At 72.0% G+C, this 18,023-nt stretch carries 1 protein-coding gene (running past one end of the window); it reads right to left on the reverse strand.

Annotated features, from left to right (window positions below):
- A protein-coding gene (locus tag OG226_RS14135) for a hypothetical protein (RefSeq protein WP_329349146.1) crosses the window boundary here: on the reverse strand, window positions 1–18,023 show its 3' portion. 11,773 nt of this gene lie beyond the right edge of the window; the window shows 18,023 of its 29,796 coding nt (coding positions 11,774–29,796); its start codon lies off the right edge, out of view — the gene reads right to left on this strand; it ends in the stop codon at window positions 1–3.

The raw sequence follows: 18,023 nt of genomic DNA on the forward strand, positions 1-18,023 counted from the left end.
TCAGTCGTCGTCCGGGGCGGGCGGGTTGATCGAGAACCGGTTGCCGTCAAAGTACAAGGTCAGCGGTGTGCCGTCGGCCGGGCCGAACCGTTGGGCGCGGTCGCTGGGACTGATCACCTGGACCGGGTGCCCGGTGTCCCGTACGACCAGTGCCGCCAGCGTGGCCACGTAGGAGGGGGCGTCGGGGCGGGCCAGCACCAGGGCGAGGCGGGCGGAGTCGTCCAGTCCGGCCTCCGCGACGGTCACCATGCCGTTCTGGAGGATCGCCTGAGCCCGCAACTCCTCGGTGAGGGCGCCGATATGAGCCAACGCGTCGGTCGACACCTCCGTGGCCGGGGCCGGGAACCCCGGGTCGTCCGGCGCACCGTGAGCCGCCACATCGGCCTGGACCCAGGCGAGCAGCGCGCTGTGCGGGTCCCGGGCGCGGGACCACGCGGGGGCCGCGTCGGAGTCTTCACCGCGCCGACGGACCAGGTCTACGTTGCCGTCCTGGTGAAGGCCGTAGTCGCGGACGTACGTCGAAGGGGGCGCCGCTAGCGGTGCGTGGGAGGTGGGCCAGGTGAGGGGGGTGTCGGTGGGGATGGGCGTGGTGTCGGGGTCCTGGGCGGGGGTGGTCTCGTCCTGGCCTGCGTGGTCGTGGAGTTGGGGCCCTGCGGAGGTGACGTTCTCGATGGTGCGGAGGTAGCGGTGCGGGATGTGGACAGCGGTCTGGGTGGTGGCCATGACGCCGGTGGTCCGGACGGTGGTGCTGTTCGGGTGGTTGCGCAACAGGAAGTCGTTGTCGCGCTGTTCGTCCGGCAGACCGAGGTAGTGCAGGACCTCGTGCAGCAGAGCCTCGTCGGAATGGCCCAGGTCCAGGTGGAGTTGGTCGGCGCGGCCCGGCTTCTCGGTGTCGGTGAGGGTGATCGCCTCGGGGTGGGCCGGGTCGGCGATCAGGTTGAGGTTGATCTGGAGCTGATCGCCTGAACTGGGCAGCGCGAGACCGGAGTTGAGGTGTGTGTCCAGAAGACGGGTGATGCGGTTCTGAAGCCGGGTGGTGAGGGCCGGGTCCGTCGCGGTGACCGGGAGGTTGAGCGTGTAGTCCCGTATCCACTGGCCGTTGGGGGCCTGGATACGACGGATGGTGGTACGGACGAGCGTCGTAGCACCGCTGAGAGCGCCAGGCCGGGGCGGGTTGCTCTGGTCCGCGTGCGGATCGAACCGCTCGGTCGAGTGCACGGCGGGACGGGCATACGGACGCAGACCGTGCCAGGTGTCCTTCGGCGCCGGGTCGGCGACACGGGACGCGGGCCGGTCCTCGTCGGCGTCACGGATCGGCGCGGGACGGTAACGCCCGTCCGGCAGAACGCTGTTGGCGTCCCCAGGACCCCGAGGCGCCTGGGACGTGGTGATGCTCGCGTTCGCGGCGCTCGCGCTGTAGTGGTTCAGGCCCGTGTAATGGACCTCCAGCGCAGGGGTGTTGGTGGTCGGACCGTAGCGCAGGACGATGCCGCGGGGGCCGCCGGTCGCGGTGGCGCCGGCGAGCGGGTCGGAGGTCGGCTGGAAGACGTGGATCGGGGCGTCGAGGGTGTCGGCGAGCAGCGGCAGGAAGGTGTCGCCGATCGGGTCGGCCCACGCGTTCGACCAGTCGCCCACCGCGCTGCCGAGCATGTTCGCCTCGTCCGGGCTGAGTGCGGCGGTGCTGCGGTGGTAACCGGCGATCAGCAGCGACCGGCGCTCGTCCGTGGTCATGGTGGCGAGGGTCGGCAGGCCGTTCACCGCACGGAGATAGGCGAACATCCGGCGGTTGCTGGGCGCGGGACCGGTCAACGCGGGCGGTGCGCCCGGTGCCGAGACGGCCTGCAGATAGCGGGTCTGGAGGTCGACCGGGTCCAGGTCCTCGGCGTGCGTCACGCCCTGGATGCCGTAGCGGGCCAGTTCGTTGCCGATCTGAGCGGCGGGCATGTTCTGGACCGCCGCGGTGAAGGGGGTGACGAGGACGCCGCGGAGCTGGCCGAGGACCTGCGGCGGGAGGGGTCGGCCGCCGTTCCGCGCTGCCGCCAGCCGGGCCAGCACCAGGTTCTGCAACTCCTGCCGTGCGGCCCGCAGTTGATTGGATCCCCGGTCGTTGGCCTGCGGGTTCTGCGCCATCGTCGTGAGGGCACGTTGTACTTCGTCGGGCCGGGCGAGCCAGGCCGCGGTGGCCGGGGCGAGGGCCGGGCCGGTGCCGGTGGCGGCGGCCTGTTGGAGCCGGGTGCGGACCAGGTGGGGTGCGCTGCCGATGACGGCGTAGAGGAGGCAGTTGCCGTCGCCGGGGGTCTGGACGGCGTTGCCCGTGGGGTCGACATAGGGGGTCAGGGGGGTCGCGGGAGCGGTGGTCGTGCCGGGCGGCGAGGTCGTGGCCTTGGCCTTGCCCTTGTCGAGGCCTGTGCTCTTGCCGGTGTCCTTGCCCTTGTCGAGGCCTGTCTTCTTGCCTGTGTCCGTGCTCGTGCTCGTGCCCGTGGTCTTGCCGGTGCTGGCGCTCTTGCTCGTGTTCTTGTCGGCGGCCGACTTCTTGTCCTTGCCCGCCTTACCCGTGTTGTCCGTCCTGCCCGTCTGGGCGTTGCTCGTACCGGACTTGGGCGGCCCGCTCTTCTTCGGCCGCGGTTTCGTCGTGGTCGTGGTCCCCGCGTTGGTGGTACCGGTGGTGGTCGCGGACGCCGGGGTGTGGGTCTGGCCGCCTGCCGGAAGGGGCGCGGCGCGGCCGTCGGGGGCGGGCCAACGGGGCGGGGTGGTGGCGAAGGTGGTCCGCAGGGATTGTTCGGGCGTCGGGGCGTTGTCCTGGACGTCGCTGGACAGACCCGGCAACGCGGCGGTCGCCGACATCTGATCCGCCGCGGCCTGCAACTGCGCGGTGACGGCGGCGGCGACCAGCCCGTTGCGGCGGGCGACTTCGGTCTCGGCCGCGGTCACCCGACCCTGGGCCGCGTTCTCGTTCCGCTGGGCGACCCGCAGTCTGCCGGCTGCGTCGACCTCGGCCGCCGCTGCCTCCTGCGCCTCCTCCACGGCGTCCTCGTGGTTGCCCTCCTCCTGGCTGATGCGGGCCGGGCCGACGTTGACGATGTGCTCCGCCCTCGCCAGTACCGGCCGGGCAGTGGTGAGCGCGGTGGTGGCCTGCTGGATCGCGTTGTCGGCGGCGGTGATCGCCGGCACCGCCGCCTGGACACGCGGGTCGCCGGCGACATCGGCCGCAGGAGTGTGGGAGCGCGGGGCACCGGGCGCGACGGGAGCCGGTACGGGAGCGGGGGTAGCGCTCAACTGCCCGTTCTTCGTGGCCTGTTGAGCGACGGCCCGTGCCGCGGCGGCACGCTCTTCGCGCACCGTGTTCTCGGCCCGCGTCAGCGCGGCCAACGCCGTCTGAAGATCGTGGCGACCCTTGGTCTCGTCCCGCTCGTGCCGCTCGATGACCGACGGCAAGGTGGCGGCGGTCCTTTGGGCCTCCGCGAGATCCCGCTTCAGCCGGGCGACCAACGCCTCGGCCTCACGCGCGGCCTCGGCGGACTCGGCCGCCTCCTGCTGCGCCTCCGCGTGGGCGTCGGTCGCGTTCTTGACCGCGACCCGCGCCTTCCCATGGGCTGCTACGGCGGCTGTGTGCGCCCGGTTGGCCTGCTGGAGGGCGCCGGTGAGGAGGTTCAGCCGCTGCGGGGTGTCGGCAAGGGTGTCGGTGGCGGTGTGCAGGAGTTCAGCCTGGGCGTCGAAGGCGTTCCACGCGGTGGACAGGTCGGGGTCGGCGGTGACGAGGGCACCGTCGGGATTGAACTCCCAGCGGCGGATGCCCTGCGGGTCACGGGTCATCAACTCCAGCGGGCGGTTTCCGAGCACGGCGGTGCGGGACGCGGCGTAGAGGGCCTGGCCGAGGTGTTCGCCCTGCGGGTCGGCGCCGAGAGCCACCCAGACCTGAACAGCGTGACTGCCTGCGGGGATCGCCGAGTTGAGGCGTTCCGGCAGGGTGTGCGGCTCCGCTGTTGCCCAGTCAGGGACGAGCGCGGGCAGGTCGTGCAGGTTCGGCGGGGTCTCGGTCGGGGTGAGGAGTCCGTGGCCGAGGAGGTCACGCTCCTCGATGCGGAGGGTGACCGTACCGGTGACGTGACGGGTGCCTTCGGGGCCCTCCACGAGCAGGTGGGCGTCGGCGTCGACGACGTAACTCCGGGTCCCACGCGCCCCGTTGGCGGGCGCCGACGTGCTGCCGGACTTGAGCCAGTCACGGCGGCTGCCGGTGGTGGTGCCGCCGAAGGTGGAGGGCTGGGTCTGCCGCTGGGCGAGCGGGACGCTGATCCCGGCGATCTCGTGATTGTCGTCGTCACCGCTCAGGAGCTGCGTGAACGAGGTCGCGAGGGAGTGGTCGGCACCGGCCGCGGTGCTCACCGTGTCGGTGGTGTTGTGGAGCTGGTCGAGGGTGACGTCGTCGGCATGGGTGGAGCGGCGCGGATTGTAGAGCGTGACTGCGATCGACGGGGCCTGGTCGGGTGCCCCTTCGAAGGGCGCGGTGCCGGGCATCTTGCGGGTGAGGTCGGCGGCCAGCCGGGGGCGGTCGAGGGAGACCCGTCCGGCCTGGATCAACTGGCCCAGCCGGACCGCCTGTCCCTCCACCGAGACGGACGTGAACTGTGAATGCCAGCCTCGACCGCCGCGCGGGGCAACGTCGTTGAGCGCCGTCTCCAAGTGCGCCCAGCCGTCGAAGTGGAACGCCGGGGTCGGCCCCACCGGGTGGAACATCTGCGCGTCGGCGAGATACGGCCCGGCGGCGGGACCGGCCGGACGCACGGTGTTGCGCGGGTCGGCGCCGGAGACGACGGACGGGGCGTTCACCGGAACCGGGCCGCCGACGCCGGGCAGGGCGGTCTCGGTGCCGGTGAACCGCAGCGTCAACCGGACCGGGACAGTGCTGGTGCGCGGGTTGCCCCGGACCATCAGTTCGTCTATCCAGCGGCGTACGTCGCCGTCCGCGTCGGACCAGGCGATGACACCGTTCTGGATGAGACCGCCGATGACGTTCGGCGGCCAGTCGGTGACCAGCGCGGAGCGGACGGACAACTCGTAGTCGTACTGCAGGCCGTCGAAGTCGGCGCCGTTGTCGGTGCGCAGCCAGAAGCGGTTGTCGGCGGTGGTGGCCCGCCGGGCGGAGATGCTGGTGGCCGCCTGCGGGGTGAACACGGGCGCCGCGCGATCGGTCCTGGCCGGGTCCGGGCCCTGGTTCGGACGGGGATAACGCGTGGCCAGGGTGACCGGGAGCTGCGTCTGCCGGACCGAGGCACGGGTGGTCGTACGGCCCGCCGAGGTGTGCGACTGCCACTGTTCGAGGCCCGAGCCGGGCGTTGAGGAACCCCGGATGCCGGCCAGGTTCTGGGTCCGCCGGGGCCGTGCCGTGAGCGTGACCTCGACCAACCGCTCACCGCCGTGGCCGTGGTGGCGGAAGTGGAAGCGGGTGGTGGCCCGGCGCGGAGTACCGTCCGGACCGCGCCCGGGCAGCGAGCGCAGTCCGGCGGACGAGGTGAGCTGCGCGATCCGGCTGTGCACACCCTGCTGGTAACCGGAGTGCCCCGGCGTGACCGCTCCGGGTGCCTCGGCCTCCACCAGCGCCAGCAGCTCGCGCCCGATCAGCCCGCGCCGCTCCCTCGGATTGACCGGCGCCAGCGGGATCTGCCCGGCGGCGGGCCCGGTCGTGGGGACGGGGGCGGCGACGGGCCGGTCGTACTCGATGACCGACAGGACGCCGCCGAGGCCCAGTTCCCGATTGCGGGTGTACGGCGCCGGGAGGGCCGCCGTCAACGCCGGGGCGGGCGCCGGAGTGAGCCCCTGCACAGAGCCCATCCACCGTGCGTCGCGGGCGAGTTGGCCCTGGGTCATGAGGAACTGGAGGCCGTCCGGGACGTCCACCGCGAAGGTGACGGGCTCGACCGTGCCGGGTTCGCCGACCCCGTTGAGCAGGGTGCGGGAGCCCGCGCGGACCGTGACGATGTAGGTGACGTCGGCGACCACCCGGTGCAGGTCACCGCTCTCGGTGGGGGTGCGGTTGACGCCCGTACTGGCGGAGAGCGTGTCCGCGGTGTCGGTGCGGGCGACATGGCCGAGCCGTGCCGAGGGGTTGAAGAGGCCCTTGTACGACTTGCCGCTGGTCTGGCTGGTGGAGACCGAACCGTCCGACTCCGGACCGGTGTTGCCCTGCCCCGCCGACTTGGCGGGCGGGTTCTGGGTCACCACCCCGCTGCCACCGAACTGGTGTGACTTTCCTAGGGACTTGAGCTGCTGCGCGTTGTCGGTGGCCGAGACGCCCGTCTCCAGGTACTGCCGGGTGGTGTCGAGCAGGCGGGGCCGGTTCGCGACGGCTTGGATCTCCAGCGAGTACTGCCCGTCGGCGACCGTTCCCGGGAGGCTCAGGCCCTCAACTACGTAGGAGTTCTTGAACAGTTCGTGGCCATGGGCGACGAGGCTGCCCGGCGTGATGGCCGCGTGCCGGGTCTCGGCGGCACGCGTCCTGCTGTCCGTGAGCCCGTGCCCGGCGAGGGGAGAAATGCCGTCGCGGGCGGGCGCGGGGGCAGCACCCGGGGCTGCACCGGTGGTCGCCGGGGCCGTACCGGTGGTCGCGGGGGCGGTGACCGGGAGAATCGGGCCGGTGGCCGGGGTGGTGGGCGTCGCCGCCTGCGCCTGGTTGCGGATGACCGTGGCGGCCCGCTGGAAGACGGACTCGATGGCGGCGGAGCCGCGCACGGTGTCGATCAGGGCGTCGTCCGGTATCCGCACCAGTTCCGGGCGCGGGGTGCCGGTGGCATCGGTCGCGTCGAGCCGCGCCCTGTCGACCGCGCTGGGTCGGCGCGGCGCCCCGTCGGCACGTGCGGCGGGCGGCGCGGGGGTCGCCGGGGGCGCGTGCGTACGACCGTGCGGTACGGCCAGCCGCAGTGAACCGGTGACCGTCGTCGACGGTGGGGCGGGCGGCGCGGGGGCAACAGGCGGCGCACCGGGGACAGTTGGAGCCGGGGCGGCGGCCGGGGCCGGGGCGAGGGCCTGGTTCACGTTTCGCCCGAACCGCTCACTCGGCTGGTCGCCGTCGTCCGCGTACAGGTCCAGGGCCAACCGCACCGGCACCCTGAACTCGTGACTGTCCTGACCGGTGCCGATGTAGAACTGGTCGTGCGAGGTCGCCCCGCCCACGGTGTCGCCGTGGGTGACCTGGTGGCCGTACTGATAGTCGGCCCCGAACCCGATGGACCCCCAACTCCCCAGCGGCCCGCTGACGCTGGCCATCGGCCCGACCGCGCCACCGTACGACTCACCGCGCTGCTCGGCGTCGCTGCCCGCCATCTGGGCCAGCCCCATGACCTGGATGCCCGGCAGGACCAGGTGATGGGTGCTGGCCTGCCCGGCGTCCCGGTCGGCGGAGAGGAGCAGCCGGACGCGGCGGACGCCGGTGTCGGTGCTGTTCGGCACCTCGAAGTGCAGGGAGTGTCCGCCGTCGACCATCGCGTCGGTCGCGGCGCGCAGCCCGGTGCGGGAGCGGGCCTCGCGCAGTCGGCGCAGGTTGTTGAGCTGGGCGTGCAGCCGGATCTGGTGCTCGGGCTCGTGGTTGCGCACCGCCTGCTTCAGCCGCGCGCCAACTCCCGTGGTCGGCGGGGCTGTTGGGCTGGGAGGCAGGAAACCCTCGCGGCGCAGCCACGCCTCGGCCTCGTCGAACAGGCCGTCCGTGCCGGTGACGTCGAGGGGGGCGGCACTCAGCCCGATGCCGTCCAACCGCTCAAGGGAATCCGGGAGTTCGCGCGTCTCGGCGGCGGTCGGCGGGTGCCCGGTGGCGTCCGTCTTGCTGAGGACCCGTAGATCCATGCCGTGTGTCTGGGTGAGCGCAGGCGCCGCCGTCTCGGTGCCGTCGGGCCGGATCAGGGTGACCTGGTAGGTGACACCGGAGGGGGTGAGGAGGTGGCCGCGGTTGGTGCGGATGGCGTGCATCGTGCCCGCGGAACTGCTCGCGCTGTACGTGTTGGTGACGGTCGCCTGGGTCTGTCCGCGCAGGCCGAGGCTGCCGCCGATGGTGCTGGAGGCGTCCGGATGGCCTTGGCTGTGGTCACCAGTGAGAGCGGCGGCGGCACTCCCGCTGACCCCGATACCGCTCGTGTACCGCGAAGAGAGGTCCACCTTCGCGGTGTTGACCAGGTGGCTTTCGAGGTTGATCTGGCCGGGGGTGCTCTGCCGCAACGGCGTGCCGACGGCGGGCGTGGTGACCAGGTGCAGCATGCCGACCGCGTTGCCGTCGGCGTCGGTGATCACCGGGGAGTAGATCCCGCCGTCCACCTGCATGGGCAGCGTGCCCCGCAGCACCTGTTCCGAGAGGAAGTCCGACACCTGCCCGGCCGCGGTGTCGTCCAGATCGGCGTGGAACGCCTGGTGGACGTGCTCGTACAGAGCCCGGGGGTCGATCACCGAGTCGACCCCATAGAGCGGGAGATCGGCCATCGCGGCGGGCGCGGGCAGCGAACCCGGCGCCGGATCGGGGGTGGTGAGGTGCCGGGGGAACCAGATCGTGGTGGGGCCGTGGGACTCCGCCGTGCCCCACCCGTCCGGTGCCGGGGTGGCCGTAGGCGCGGTGGTGGGTGCGGTGACGGGCGCGGTGACGGCGGGCGCGTCGACACGTACCCGCCACCGGGTGGTGAACTCCACAGGATCCGAGGGCTCGTTGGAGCGCTGGGAGGAGGTGGTCTGGACGGCTTGCGTGACGGTGGTCGCGTCGCTGGCCTGGTTGTGTGTGATCGCCGCCGTCAGCGATCCGTCCACCGCCCGCACCGGCGTCGGCGCGGTGATCGGCCACGATCCGGTCCACGGCACCTGGAACGTCCGGTACGTACTCGAAGGCTGACTGGAGAAGTTCTCCCGCGTGCCGAACCCGCGCCGCTCGACGTGCTTGTCCGCGTCACGCGGATCGAAACGCCCCTGCCGCAACGAGGCGCGAGCATCGGAAAGCGTCAGCTGGACATCGACCGTGCGATCGCGGCCACCGACCCGGACGGTGATGCGGAGACCGCCGTTCGAGCGCAGATACGGCAGTTGGAGCGCCAGGCTCTCCCGGCTCAACTCGCCCCGCACCTGCTCACGCACCGACTCGGGCGGGTTGTCGGCATCCAGCCCGAGCGCCTCGTAGACCTGCCCGTGCAGCCCCGCGATCACCTCGTCGGAGAACGGCTCCGCGTACACCAGCCCGACGGTCCCGTCGGGAAGCGCACCGTATGAGGTCACGTAGGTGGACGGGAGTTGGACCTGCGCGGGCGGCTGTGCGGTCGGTGCGTGGGAGGCGGGCCAGGTGAGGGGGGTGTCGGTGGGGATGGGGGTGGTGTCGGGGTCCTGGGCGGGGGTGGTCTCGTCCTGGCCTGTGTAGTCGTGGAGTTGGGGTCCGGCCGCGGTGACGTTCTCGATGGTGCGGAGGTAGCGGTGCGGTATGTGGACGGGGGTCTGGGTGGTGGCCATGACGCCGGTGGTCCGGACGGTGGTGCTGTTCAGGTGGTTGCGCAACAGGAAGTCGTTGTCGCGCTGTTCGTCCGGCAGACCGAGGTAGTGCAGGACCTCGTGGAGGAGATCCTCGTCGGAGTGGTTGGCGTCGAGGTGGAGTTGGTCGGCGCGGCCCGGCTTCTCAGAGTTGGTGAGAGTGATCGACTCCGGGTGCGTGGGGTCGCTGATCAGGTTCAGGTTGATCTGAAGCTGGTCGCGTGAACTGGGCAGTGCCAGGCCGGAGTTGAGGTGCACGTCCAGCAGGCCCGAGATGCGCTCGTTGAGTTGGGTGGTGAGTGCCGGGTCCGTGGCGTTGACCGGGAGGTTGAGCGTGTAGTCCCGTATCCATTGGCCGTTGGGGGCTTGGATACGACGGACTTGCGTACGGATGAGAGTCGTCGCACCGCTGAGCGTGCCTGGGCGGGGCGAGTTGGACTGGTCCGCGTGCGGATCGAACCGCTCGGTCGAGTGCACGGCGGGACGGGCATACGGGCGCAGGCCGAACCAGGTGTCCTTCGGCGCCGGGTCGGCGACACGGGACGCGGGCCGGCCCTCGTCGCTGCTGCGGGTGGGCACCGGACGGTAACGCCCGTCCGGCTGAACGCTGTTGGCGTCCTCAGGACCCCGGGGCGCGTTCGACGGGGTGATGTTCGCCGGGTTGGCGGTCGTCGGGTTGGTGCCGGTGTTCGCGTCACTCGCGCTGTAGTGGTTCAGGCCCGTGTAATGGACCTCCAGCGCAGGGGTGTTGGTGGTCGTCGGGCCGTACCGCAGCACGATGCCCTGGGGACCGGTGGGCGTGTTGATCACCGGCTGGAAGACGTGGATCGGGACGTCGAGGGTGTCGGCGAGCAGCGGCAGGAAGGCGTCGCCGACCGGATTGGCCCACGTGTCCGACCAGTCGCGCACCGCGTCGTCGAGCGCGTCCGCCTCGTACTCGGTGAGTGGGGCGGTGCTGCGGTGGTAGCCGGCGATCAGCAGCGACCGGCGCTCGTCGGGCGTCATGGTGGTGAGCGTCGGCAGCGCGTTCGCCGCACGGAGGTAAGCGAACATCCGGCGGTTGCTGGGCGCGGGACCGGTCAACGCGGGCGGTGCGCCGGGTGCCGAGACGGCCTGCAGATAGCGGGTCTGGAGGTCGACCGGGTCCAGGTCCTCGGCGTGCGTCACGCCCTGGATGCCGTACTCGGCCAGTTGGGCGTCGACGTCGACGATGGGCGCACTCTCCACCCGAGTCGCGAACTCACCGGCGAGGACGCCCCGGAGCTGGCCGAGCACCTGCGGCGGGAGCGGTCGGCTGCCGTCGCCCGCCGCCGCCAGCCGGGCCAGCACCAAGATCTGCAACCCCCGCCGCGCGGCCCGCAGATGACCTGATCCCTGGTGGGTGGTCTGCGGGTTCCCCGTCAGTGTCGTGAGGGTCTGCCGTACGTCGTTGGGCCGGGTGAGCCAGGCGGCGGTGGCCGGGGCGAGGGCCGGGCCGGTGCCGGTGGCGGCGGCCTGCTGGAGGCGGGTGCGGACCAGGTTCGGCGCGCTGCCGATGACGGCGTACAGGAGGCAGTTGCCGTCACCGGGGGTCGGGACGGCGTTGCCCGTGGAGTCGACGTACGGGGACAGCGGAGCAGCCGGGGTCGTGCCGGGCGGCGGGGGCGACTGCACGAGCAGGGACTTGGCCTTGGCCTTGCCCTTGTCGACGCCCTTGCCCTTGTCGACGCTCGTGCTCTTGCCGGTGACCGGCTTCTTGCCCTTGTCGGTCTTGCCGTCGCTCGTACCGGACTTGGCCGGCCCGGTCTTCTTCGGCTGCTGTTTCGCCGGCTTCGTCGTGGTCGTCGTGGGGTTCGTCCCCGTGGTGCCGGTGGTGGTCCCGGGCGGCGGGGTGTGGGTCTGGCCGCCGGCCGGTAGCGGGGCGGCCGGGCCGTCGGGGGTGGGCCAGCGGGGCGGGGTGGTGGCGAAGGTGGTCCGCAGGGATTGTTCGGGCGTCGGGGCGTTGTCCTGGAGGTCGCTGGACAGACCCGGCAACGCGGCGGTCGCCGACGTCTGGTCGGCCGCGGCCTGTACCTGCGCGGCGACGACGGCGACGATCTCCGCGTCGCGGTTGGCGACCTCGGTCCGGGCCGCGGTCATCCGACCCTGGGCGACGGTCTCGTTCTTCGTGGCGACCCGCAGGTCGCCGGCCCGAAGAGCCACGGCCTCCGCGTCCTCTCGCGCCTCCTCCACGGCGTCCTCGTGGTTGCCCTCCTCCTGGCTGATGCGGGCCGGGCCGACGTTGACGATGTGCTCCGCCCGAGCCAGCGCCGGCCGCGCGGTGGTGAGCGCGGTGGTGGCCTGCTGGATCGCGTTGTCGGCGGCGGTGATCGCCGGCACCGCGGCCTGGACACGCGGGTCGCCGGCGACATCGGCCGCGGGGGTGTGGGAGCGCGGGGCACCGGGCGCGACGGGGGCCGGTACGGGAGCGGGGGTAGCGCTCAACTGCCCGTTCCGCCCTGCCTGTTGAGCGGCGGCCCGTGCCGCGGCGGCACGCTCTTCGCGCACCGTGTTCTCGGCCCGCGTCAGCGCGGCCAACGCCGTCTGAAGATCGTGGCGACCCTTGGTCTCGTCCCGCTCGTGCCGCTCGATGACCGACGGCAAGGTGGCGGCGGTCCTTTGGGCCTCCGCGAAGTCCCGCTTCAGCCGGGCGACCAACGCCTCGGCCTCACGCGCGGCCTCGGCGGACTCGGTGGCCGTCTCCACCGCCTCCTCGTGGGCGGTCCTTGCCTGCGTGACCGCGAGCCGCGCCTCCCCATGGGCTTCTACGGCTGCCGTGTACACCCCGTTGGCCTCCCGACGGGCAGCGAAACGGAGGTTCAGCTGCCGCGGGGTGTCGGCGAGAGTGTCGGTGGCGGTGTGCAGGAGTTCGGCCTGGGCGTCGAAGGCGTTCCACGCGGTGGACAGGTCGGGGTCGGCGGTGACGAGGGCACCGTCGGGATTGAACTCCCAGCGGCGAATGCCCTGCGGGTCACGGGTCATCAACTCCAGCGGGCGATTCCCGAGCACGGCCGTACGCGAGGCCATGTAGAGGGCCTGGCCCAGGTGTTCACCCTGCGGGTCCGCACCGAGAGCCACCCAGAACTGAACACCGTGACTGCCTGCGGGGATCGCCGAGTTGAGGCGCTCGGGCAGGGTGTGCGGCTCGGCCGTGGCCCAGTCGGGGACGAGCGCGGGCAGGTCATGGACGTTCGGCGGGGACTCGCCCGGAGTCAGCAGACCATGACCGAGCAGGTCACGCTCCTCGATGCGGAGAGTGACCGTACCGGTGACGTGACGGGTGCCTTCAGGTCCCTCGACCAGCAGATGGGCGTCGGCGTCGACGACGTAACTCCGTGTCCCACGCGCCCCGTTGGCGGGCGCGGCGGTGCTGCCGGACTTGAGCCAGTCGCGGCGGCTGCCGGTGGTGGTGCCGCCGAAGGTGGAGGGCTGGGTCTGCCGCTGGGCGAGCGGGACGCTGATCCCGGCGATCTCGTGATTGTCGTCGTCGCCACTGAGAAGTTCCGTGAACGAGGTCGCGAGGGAGTGGTCGGCACCGGCCGCGGTGCTCACCGTGTCGGTGGTGTTGTGGAGCTGGTCGAGGGTGACGTCGTCGGCATGGGTGGAGCGGCGCGGGTTGTAGAGCGTGACCGCGATCGAGGGAGGCTGATCCGGCGCTCCCTCGAAAGGTGTGGTGCCGGGCATCCTGCGAGTGAGGTCCGCCGCCATCCGAGGCCGGTCGAGGGAGACCCGCCCGGCCTGGATCAACTGGCCCAGCCGGACCGCCTGTCCCTCCACCGAGACGGACGTGATCTGAGCGTGCCAGCCTCGACCGCCGCGCGGGGCAACGTCGTTGAGCGCCGTCTCCAAGTGCGCCCAGCCGTCGAAGTGGAACGCCGGGGTCGGCCCTACCGGGTGGAACATCTGCGCGTCGGCGAGATACGGGGTCGGAGGTGTGCCCGGCAGCACCCTGTTGCGCGGGTCGGCGCCGGAGACCACGGACGGGGCGGTCACCGTGGGCAGCGGTACGGGTGCGTTGGTCTCGGTGCCGGTGAACCGCAAAGCCAGACTGACCGGGACGGAGCTGGTGCGCGGGTTGCCCCGCGCCATCAACTCGTCTATCCACTGGCGTACGTCACCGTCCGCGTCCGCCCACGCGATGACACCGTTCTGGATGAGACCGCCGATGACGTTCGGCGGCCAGTCCGTCACCAGAGCGGAACGAACCGACAGGTCGTAGTCGTACAACAGGCCGTCGAAATCAGCCCCGTTGTCGGTACGCAGCCAGAACCGGTTGTCGGCCGTGGTGGCCCGCCGGGCCGAGATGCTGGAGGCCGCCTGCGGGGTGAACACCGGCGCCGAACGGTCCGTCCTGGCCGGGTCCGGGCCCTGGTTCGGGCGGGGATAACGCGTGGCCAGGGTGACCGGGAGCTGCGTCTGCCGGACCGAGGCACGGGTGGTCGTACGGCCCGCCGAGGTGTGCGACTGCCACTGTTCGAGACCCGAGCCCGGGGTCGAGGAACCCAGCACGTTGGCCAGGTTCTGGGTCGGTCGAGGCCTCGCCGTCAGGGTGACCTCGACCAACCGCTCACCGCCGAAACCGTGGTGGCGGAAGTGGAAGCGGGTGGTGGCCCGGCGCGGAGTGCCGTCCGGGCCGCGCCCGGGCAGCGAGCGGAGTCCGGCGGTCGAGGTGAGCTGGGCGATCCGGCTGTGCACACCCTGCTGGTAACCGGAGTGCCCGGGGGTGAACGATCCGGGTGCCTCGGCCTCGACCAGCGCCATCAGCTCGCGCCTGACCTGGCCGCGCCGCTCCCTCGGGGTGACCGGCGCCAACTGGATCTGGCCGGCGACCGGTGCCGGGGCGGGGGGCCGCTGGAACTCGGTGACCGAGAGGACGCCGCCAAGGCCCAGTTGCCGATTGCGTACGTACGCCGCCGGCAGCGGGGCCTGGCCCTGGACGGGTGCCGGGGTGAGACCGGTCACCGAGCCCATCCACCGTGCGTCGCGGTCGAGTTGACCCTGGGTCATGAGGAACTGGAGGCCGTCCGGGACGTCCACCGCGAAGGTGACGGGCTCGACCGTGCCGGGTTCGCCGACCCCGTTGAGGAGCGTGCGGGAGCCCGCGCGGACCGTGACCACATAGGTGACGTCGGCGACCACCCGGTGCAGATCACCGCTCTCGGTGGGGGTGCGGTTGACGCCCGTACTGGCGGAGAGCGTGTCGGCGGTGTCGGTACGGGACACCTTGCCGAACCGTACCGACGGGTTGAACTGGTCCTTGTCCGGCTTGCCCGCGCTCTGGCTGGTGGAGACCGAACCGTCCGACTCCGGACCGGTGTTGCCCTGCCCCGCCGACTTGGCGGGCGGGTTCTGGGTCACCACCCCGGTGCCGCCCGACTGGTTCGACTTCCCGAGCGACTTGAGCTGCTGGGCACTGTCGGCGGCCGAGACACCCGTCTCCAGGTACTGCCGGGTCGTGTCCAACAGCCGGGGCTGGTGCGCGATCGCCTGGATCTCCAGCGAGTACTGCCCGTCCGCGACCGTGCCCGGCAGGCTCAGGCCCTCAACTACATAGGAGTTCTTGAACAGTTCGTGGCCATGGGCGACCAGACTGCCCGGCGTGATCGCGGCGTGCCGGGTCTCGGCGGCACGCGTCCTGCGGTCCGTCAGCCCGTGCCCGGCGAGCGGCGAGATGCCGTTGCGCGCGGGCCCGGCGGGGGCGGGAGCCGTACCGGTGGTCGCGGGGGCGGTGACCGGGAGAATCGGGCCCGTACCGGTGGTCGCGGGTGGCGCCGGCTGGGCCTGGTTGCGGATGACCGTGGCCGCCCGCTGGAAGACCGACTCGATGGCCGCCGAGCCGCGCACGGTGTCGATCAGCGCGTCGTCCGGTATCCGCACCAGTTCCGGGCGCGGGGCACCGGTGGTGGCGTCGGTGCCGTCGAGCCGGGCCTGGTCCACCTGGTTGGTGGGGCGCGGCGCACCGTCGGCCCGGAGCGCGGGCGACGCGGGGGTCGCCGAGGGCGCGTGGGTACGACCGCTCGGCACCGCCAGCCGCAGCGAGCCGCTGACCGTCGTCGACGGTGCGCCGGTCGGCGCACCGGGGACGACGGGGGCACCGGTTACGGCCGGGGCCGCCGCCCGGTTGACGTTCCGTCCGAACCGCTCGGTCGGCGCGTCCGTGTCGTCCGCGTACAGGTCGAGGGCCAACCGCACCGGTACGTCGAACTCGTGGCTGTCCTGGTTGGTGGCGATGAAGAACTGGTCGTGCCCGGTCGCGCCGCCCACGGTGTCGCCGTGGGTCACCTGGTGGCCGCGTTGGTAGTCGCCCCCGAACCCGATGGACCCCCACTTGCGCAGCGGCCCGCTGACACTCGCCATCGGCCCGAGCGCACCGCCGTACGACTCACCGCGCTGCTCGGCGTCGCTGCCCGCCATCTGAGCGAGACCCATGACCTGAATACCCGGCAGGACCAGGCGATGGGTGCTGGCCTGCCCGGCGGCCCGTTCGGCGGAGAGCACCAGCCGGACCCGACGGACGCCCGTGTCGGTGCTGTTGGGCACCTCGAAGTGCAGGACGTGCCCGCCGTCGACCATCGCGTCGGTGGCGGCACGCAGCCCGGTACGGGAACGGGCCTCGCTGAGCCGACGCAGGTTGTTGAGCTGCGCGTGCAGCCGGATCTGATGCTCGGGCTCGTGGCTCCGCACCACGCCGTGAGCGGACGGCAGGAAGCCCTGGTCGCGCAGCCATGTCTCGGCCTCGTCGAACATGTCGTTCGTGCCGATGACGTCGAGCGGGGCCGCGCTCAGCCCGATGCCGTCCAACCGCTCCAGGGAGGCGGGGAGTTCACGCGTCTCGGCGGCGGTCGGCGGGTGCCCGGTGGCATCCGTCTTGCTCAGGACCCGCAGGTCCATGCCGTGCGTCTGGGTGAGCGCAGGCGCCGCCGTCTCGGTGCCGTCGGGCCGGATCAGCGTGGCCTGGTAGGTGACACCGGAGGGGGTGAGGAGGTGGCCGCGGTTGGTGCGGATCGCGTGCATCGTGCCCGCGGAACTGCTCGCGCTGTACGTGTTGGTGACGGTCGCCTGCGCCTGGCCGCGCACACCGAGGCTGCCGCCGATGACGCTCGACGCGTTCGGGTGTCCCTGGCTGTGGTCGCCGGTGAGGGCGGCGGCGGCGCTGCCGCTGAGACCGATGCCGCTGGTGTACTTCGAGGAGAGGTCCACCTTCGCGGTGTTGACCAGATGGCTCTCCAGGTTGATCTGACCCGGAGTGCTCTGCCGCAACGGGGTACCGACAGTCGGCGTGGTGACCAGGCGCAGCATGCCGACCGCGTTGCCGTCGGCGTCGGTGATCACGGGCGAGTGGATCCCGCCGTCGATCTGCATGGGCAGCGTGCCGCGCAGCACCTGCTCGGACAGGAAGTCCGAGACCTGCCCTGCGGCGGTGTCGTCCAGATCGGCGTGGAACGCCTGGTGGACGTGCTCGTACAGAGCCCTCGGGTCGATCACCGAGTCGACGCCGTACAGCGGCAGATCGGTCGGCGCGGCGGGGGCGGGCAGCGCACCATGAGCCGCGTCCGCGGTGGTGAGGTGCCGGGGGAACCAGATCGTGGTGGAGCCGTGCGAGACGGGCCGGCTCCACGTGCCCGGCGCCGGGGCGGTGGGCGCGGCTGTCACTCCGGGGGCGTCGGTGCGCACCCGCCAGTGGGTGGTGAACTCCACAGGATCGGAGGGCTCGTTGGAGCGCTGGGCGGAGGTGGTCTGGACGGCCTGGGTGACGGTCGTCGCGTCACTGGCCTGGTTGTGCGTGAGCGAGACCGTCACAGACCCGTCCACCGCCCGCACCGGCGTCGGCGCGGTGATCGGCCACGATCCGGTCCACGGAACCTGGACCGTGCGATACGTACCGGCCGGCTGACTGGAGAAGTTCTCCCGCGTGCCGAACCCGCGCCGCTCGACGTGCTTGTCCGCGTCACGCGGGTCGAAACGGCCCTGCCGCAGCGAGGTCCGGGCATCCGAAAGCGTCAGCTGTACGTCGACGGTGCGATCGCGCCCGCCGACCCGGACGGTGATGCGGTGGCCGCCGTTCGAGCGCAGATACGGCAGTTGGAGCGCGAGGTTCTCCCGGGTCAGCGCATCCCGCACCTGCTCGCGCACCGCCTCGGGCGGGTTGTCGGCGTCCAGCCCGAGTTCCTCGTAGACCTGGCGGTGCAGCCCGTCGATCACCTCGTCGGAGAACGGCTCCGCGTACACCAGCCCGACGGTCCCGTCGGGAAGCGCCCCATAGGTGTTGACGTACGTCGACTGGAAGCGGCCCGGACCGGGCGGCTGTGCGGTCGGGGCGTGGGAGGCGGGCCAGGTGAGGGGGGTGTCGGTGGGGATGGGGGTGGTGTCGGGGTTCTGGGCGGGGGTGGTCTCGTCCTGGCTTGCGTGGTCGTGGAGTTGGGGCCCCGCGGAGGTGACGTTCTCGATGGTGCGGAGGTAGCGGTGCGGGATGTGAACAGGGGTCTGGGTGGTGGCCATGACGCCGGTGGTCCGGACGGTGG

The sequence above is a fragment of the Streptomyces sp. NBC_01261 genome (assembly GCF_036226385.1).
Taxonomy (GTDB): domain Bacteria; phylum Actinomycetota; class Actinomycetes; order Streptomycetales; family Streptomycetaceae; genus Streptomyces.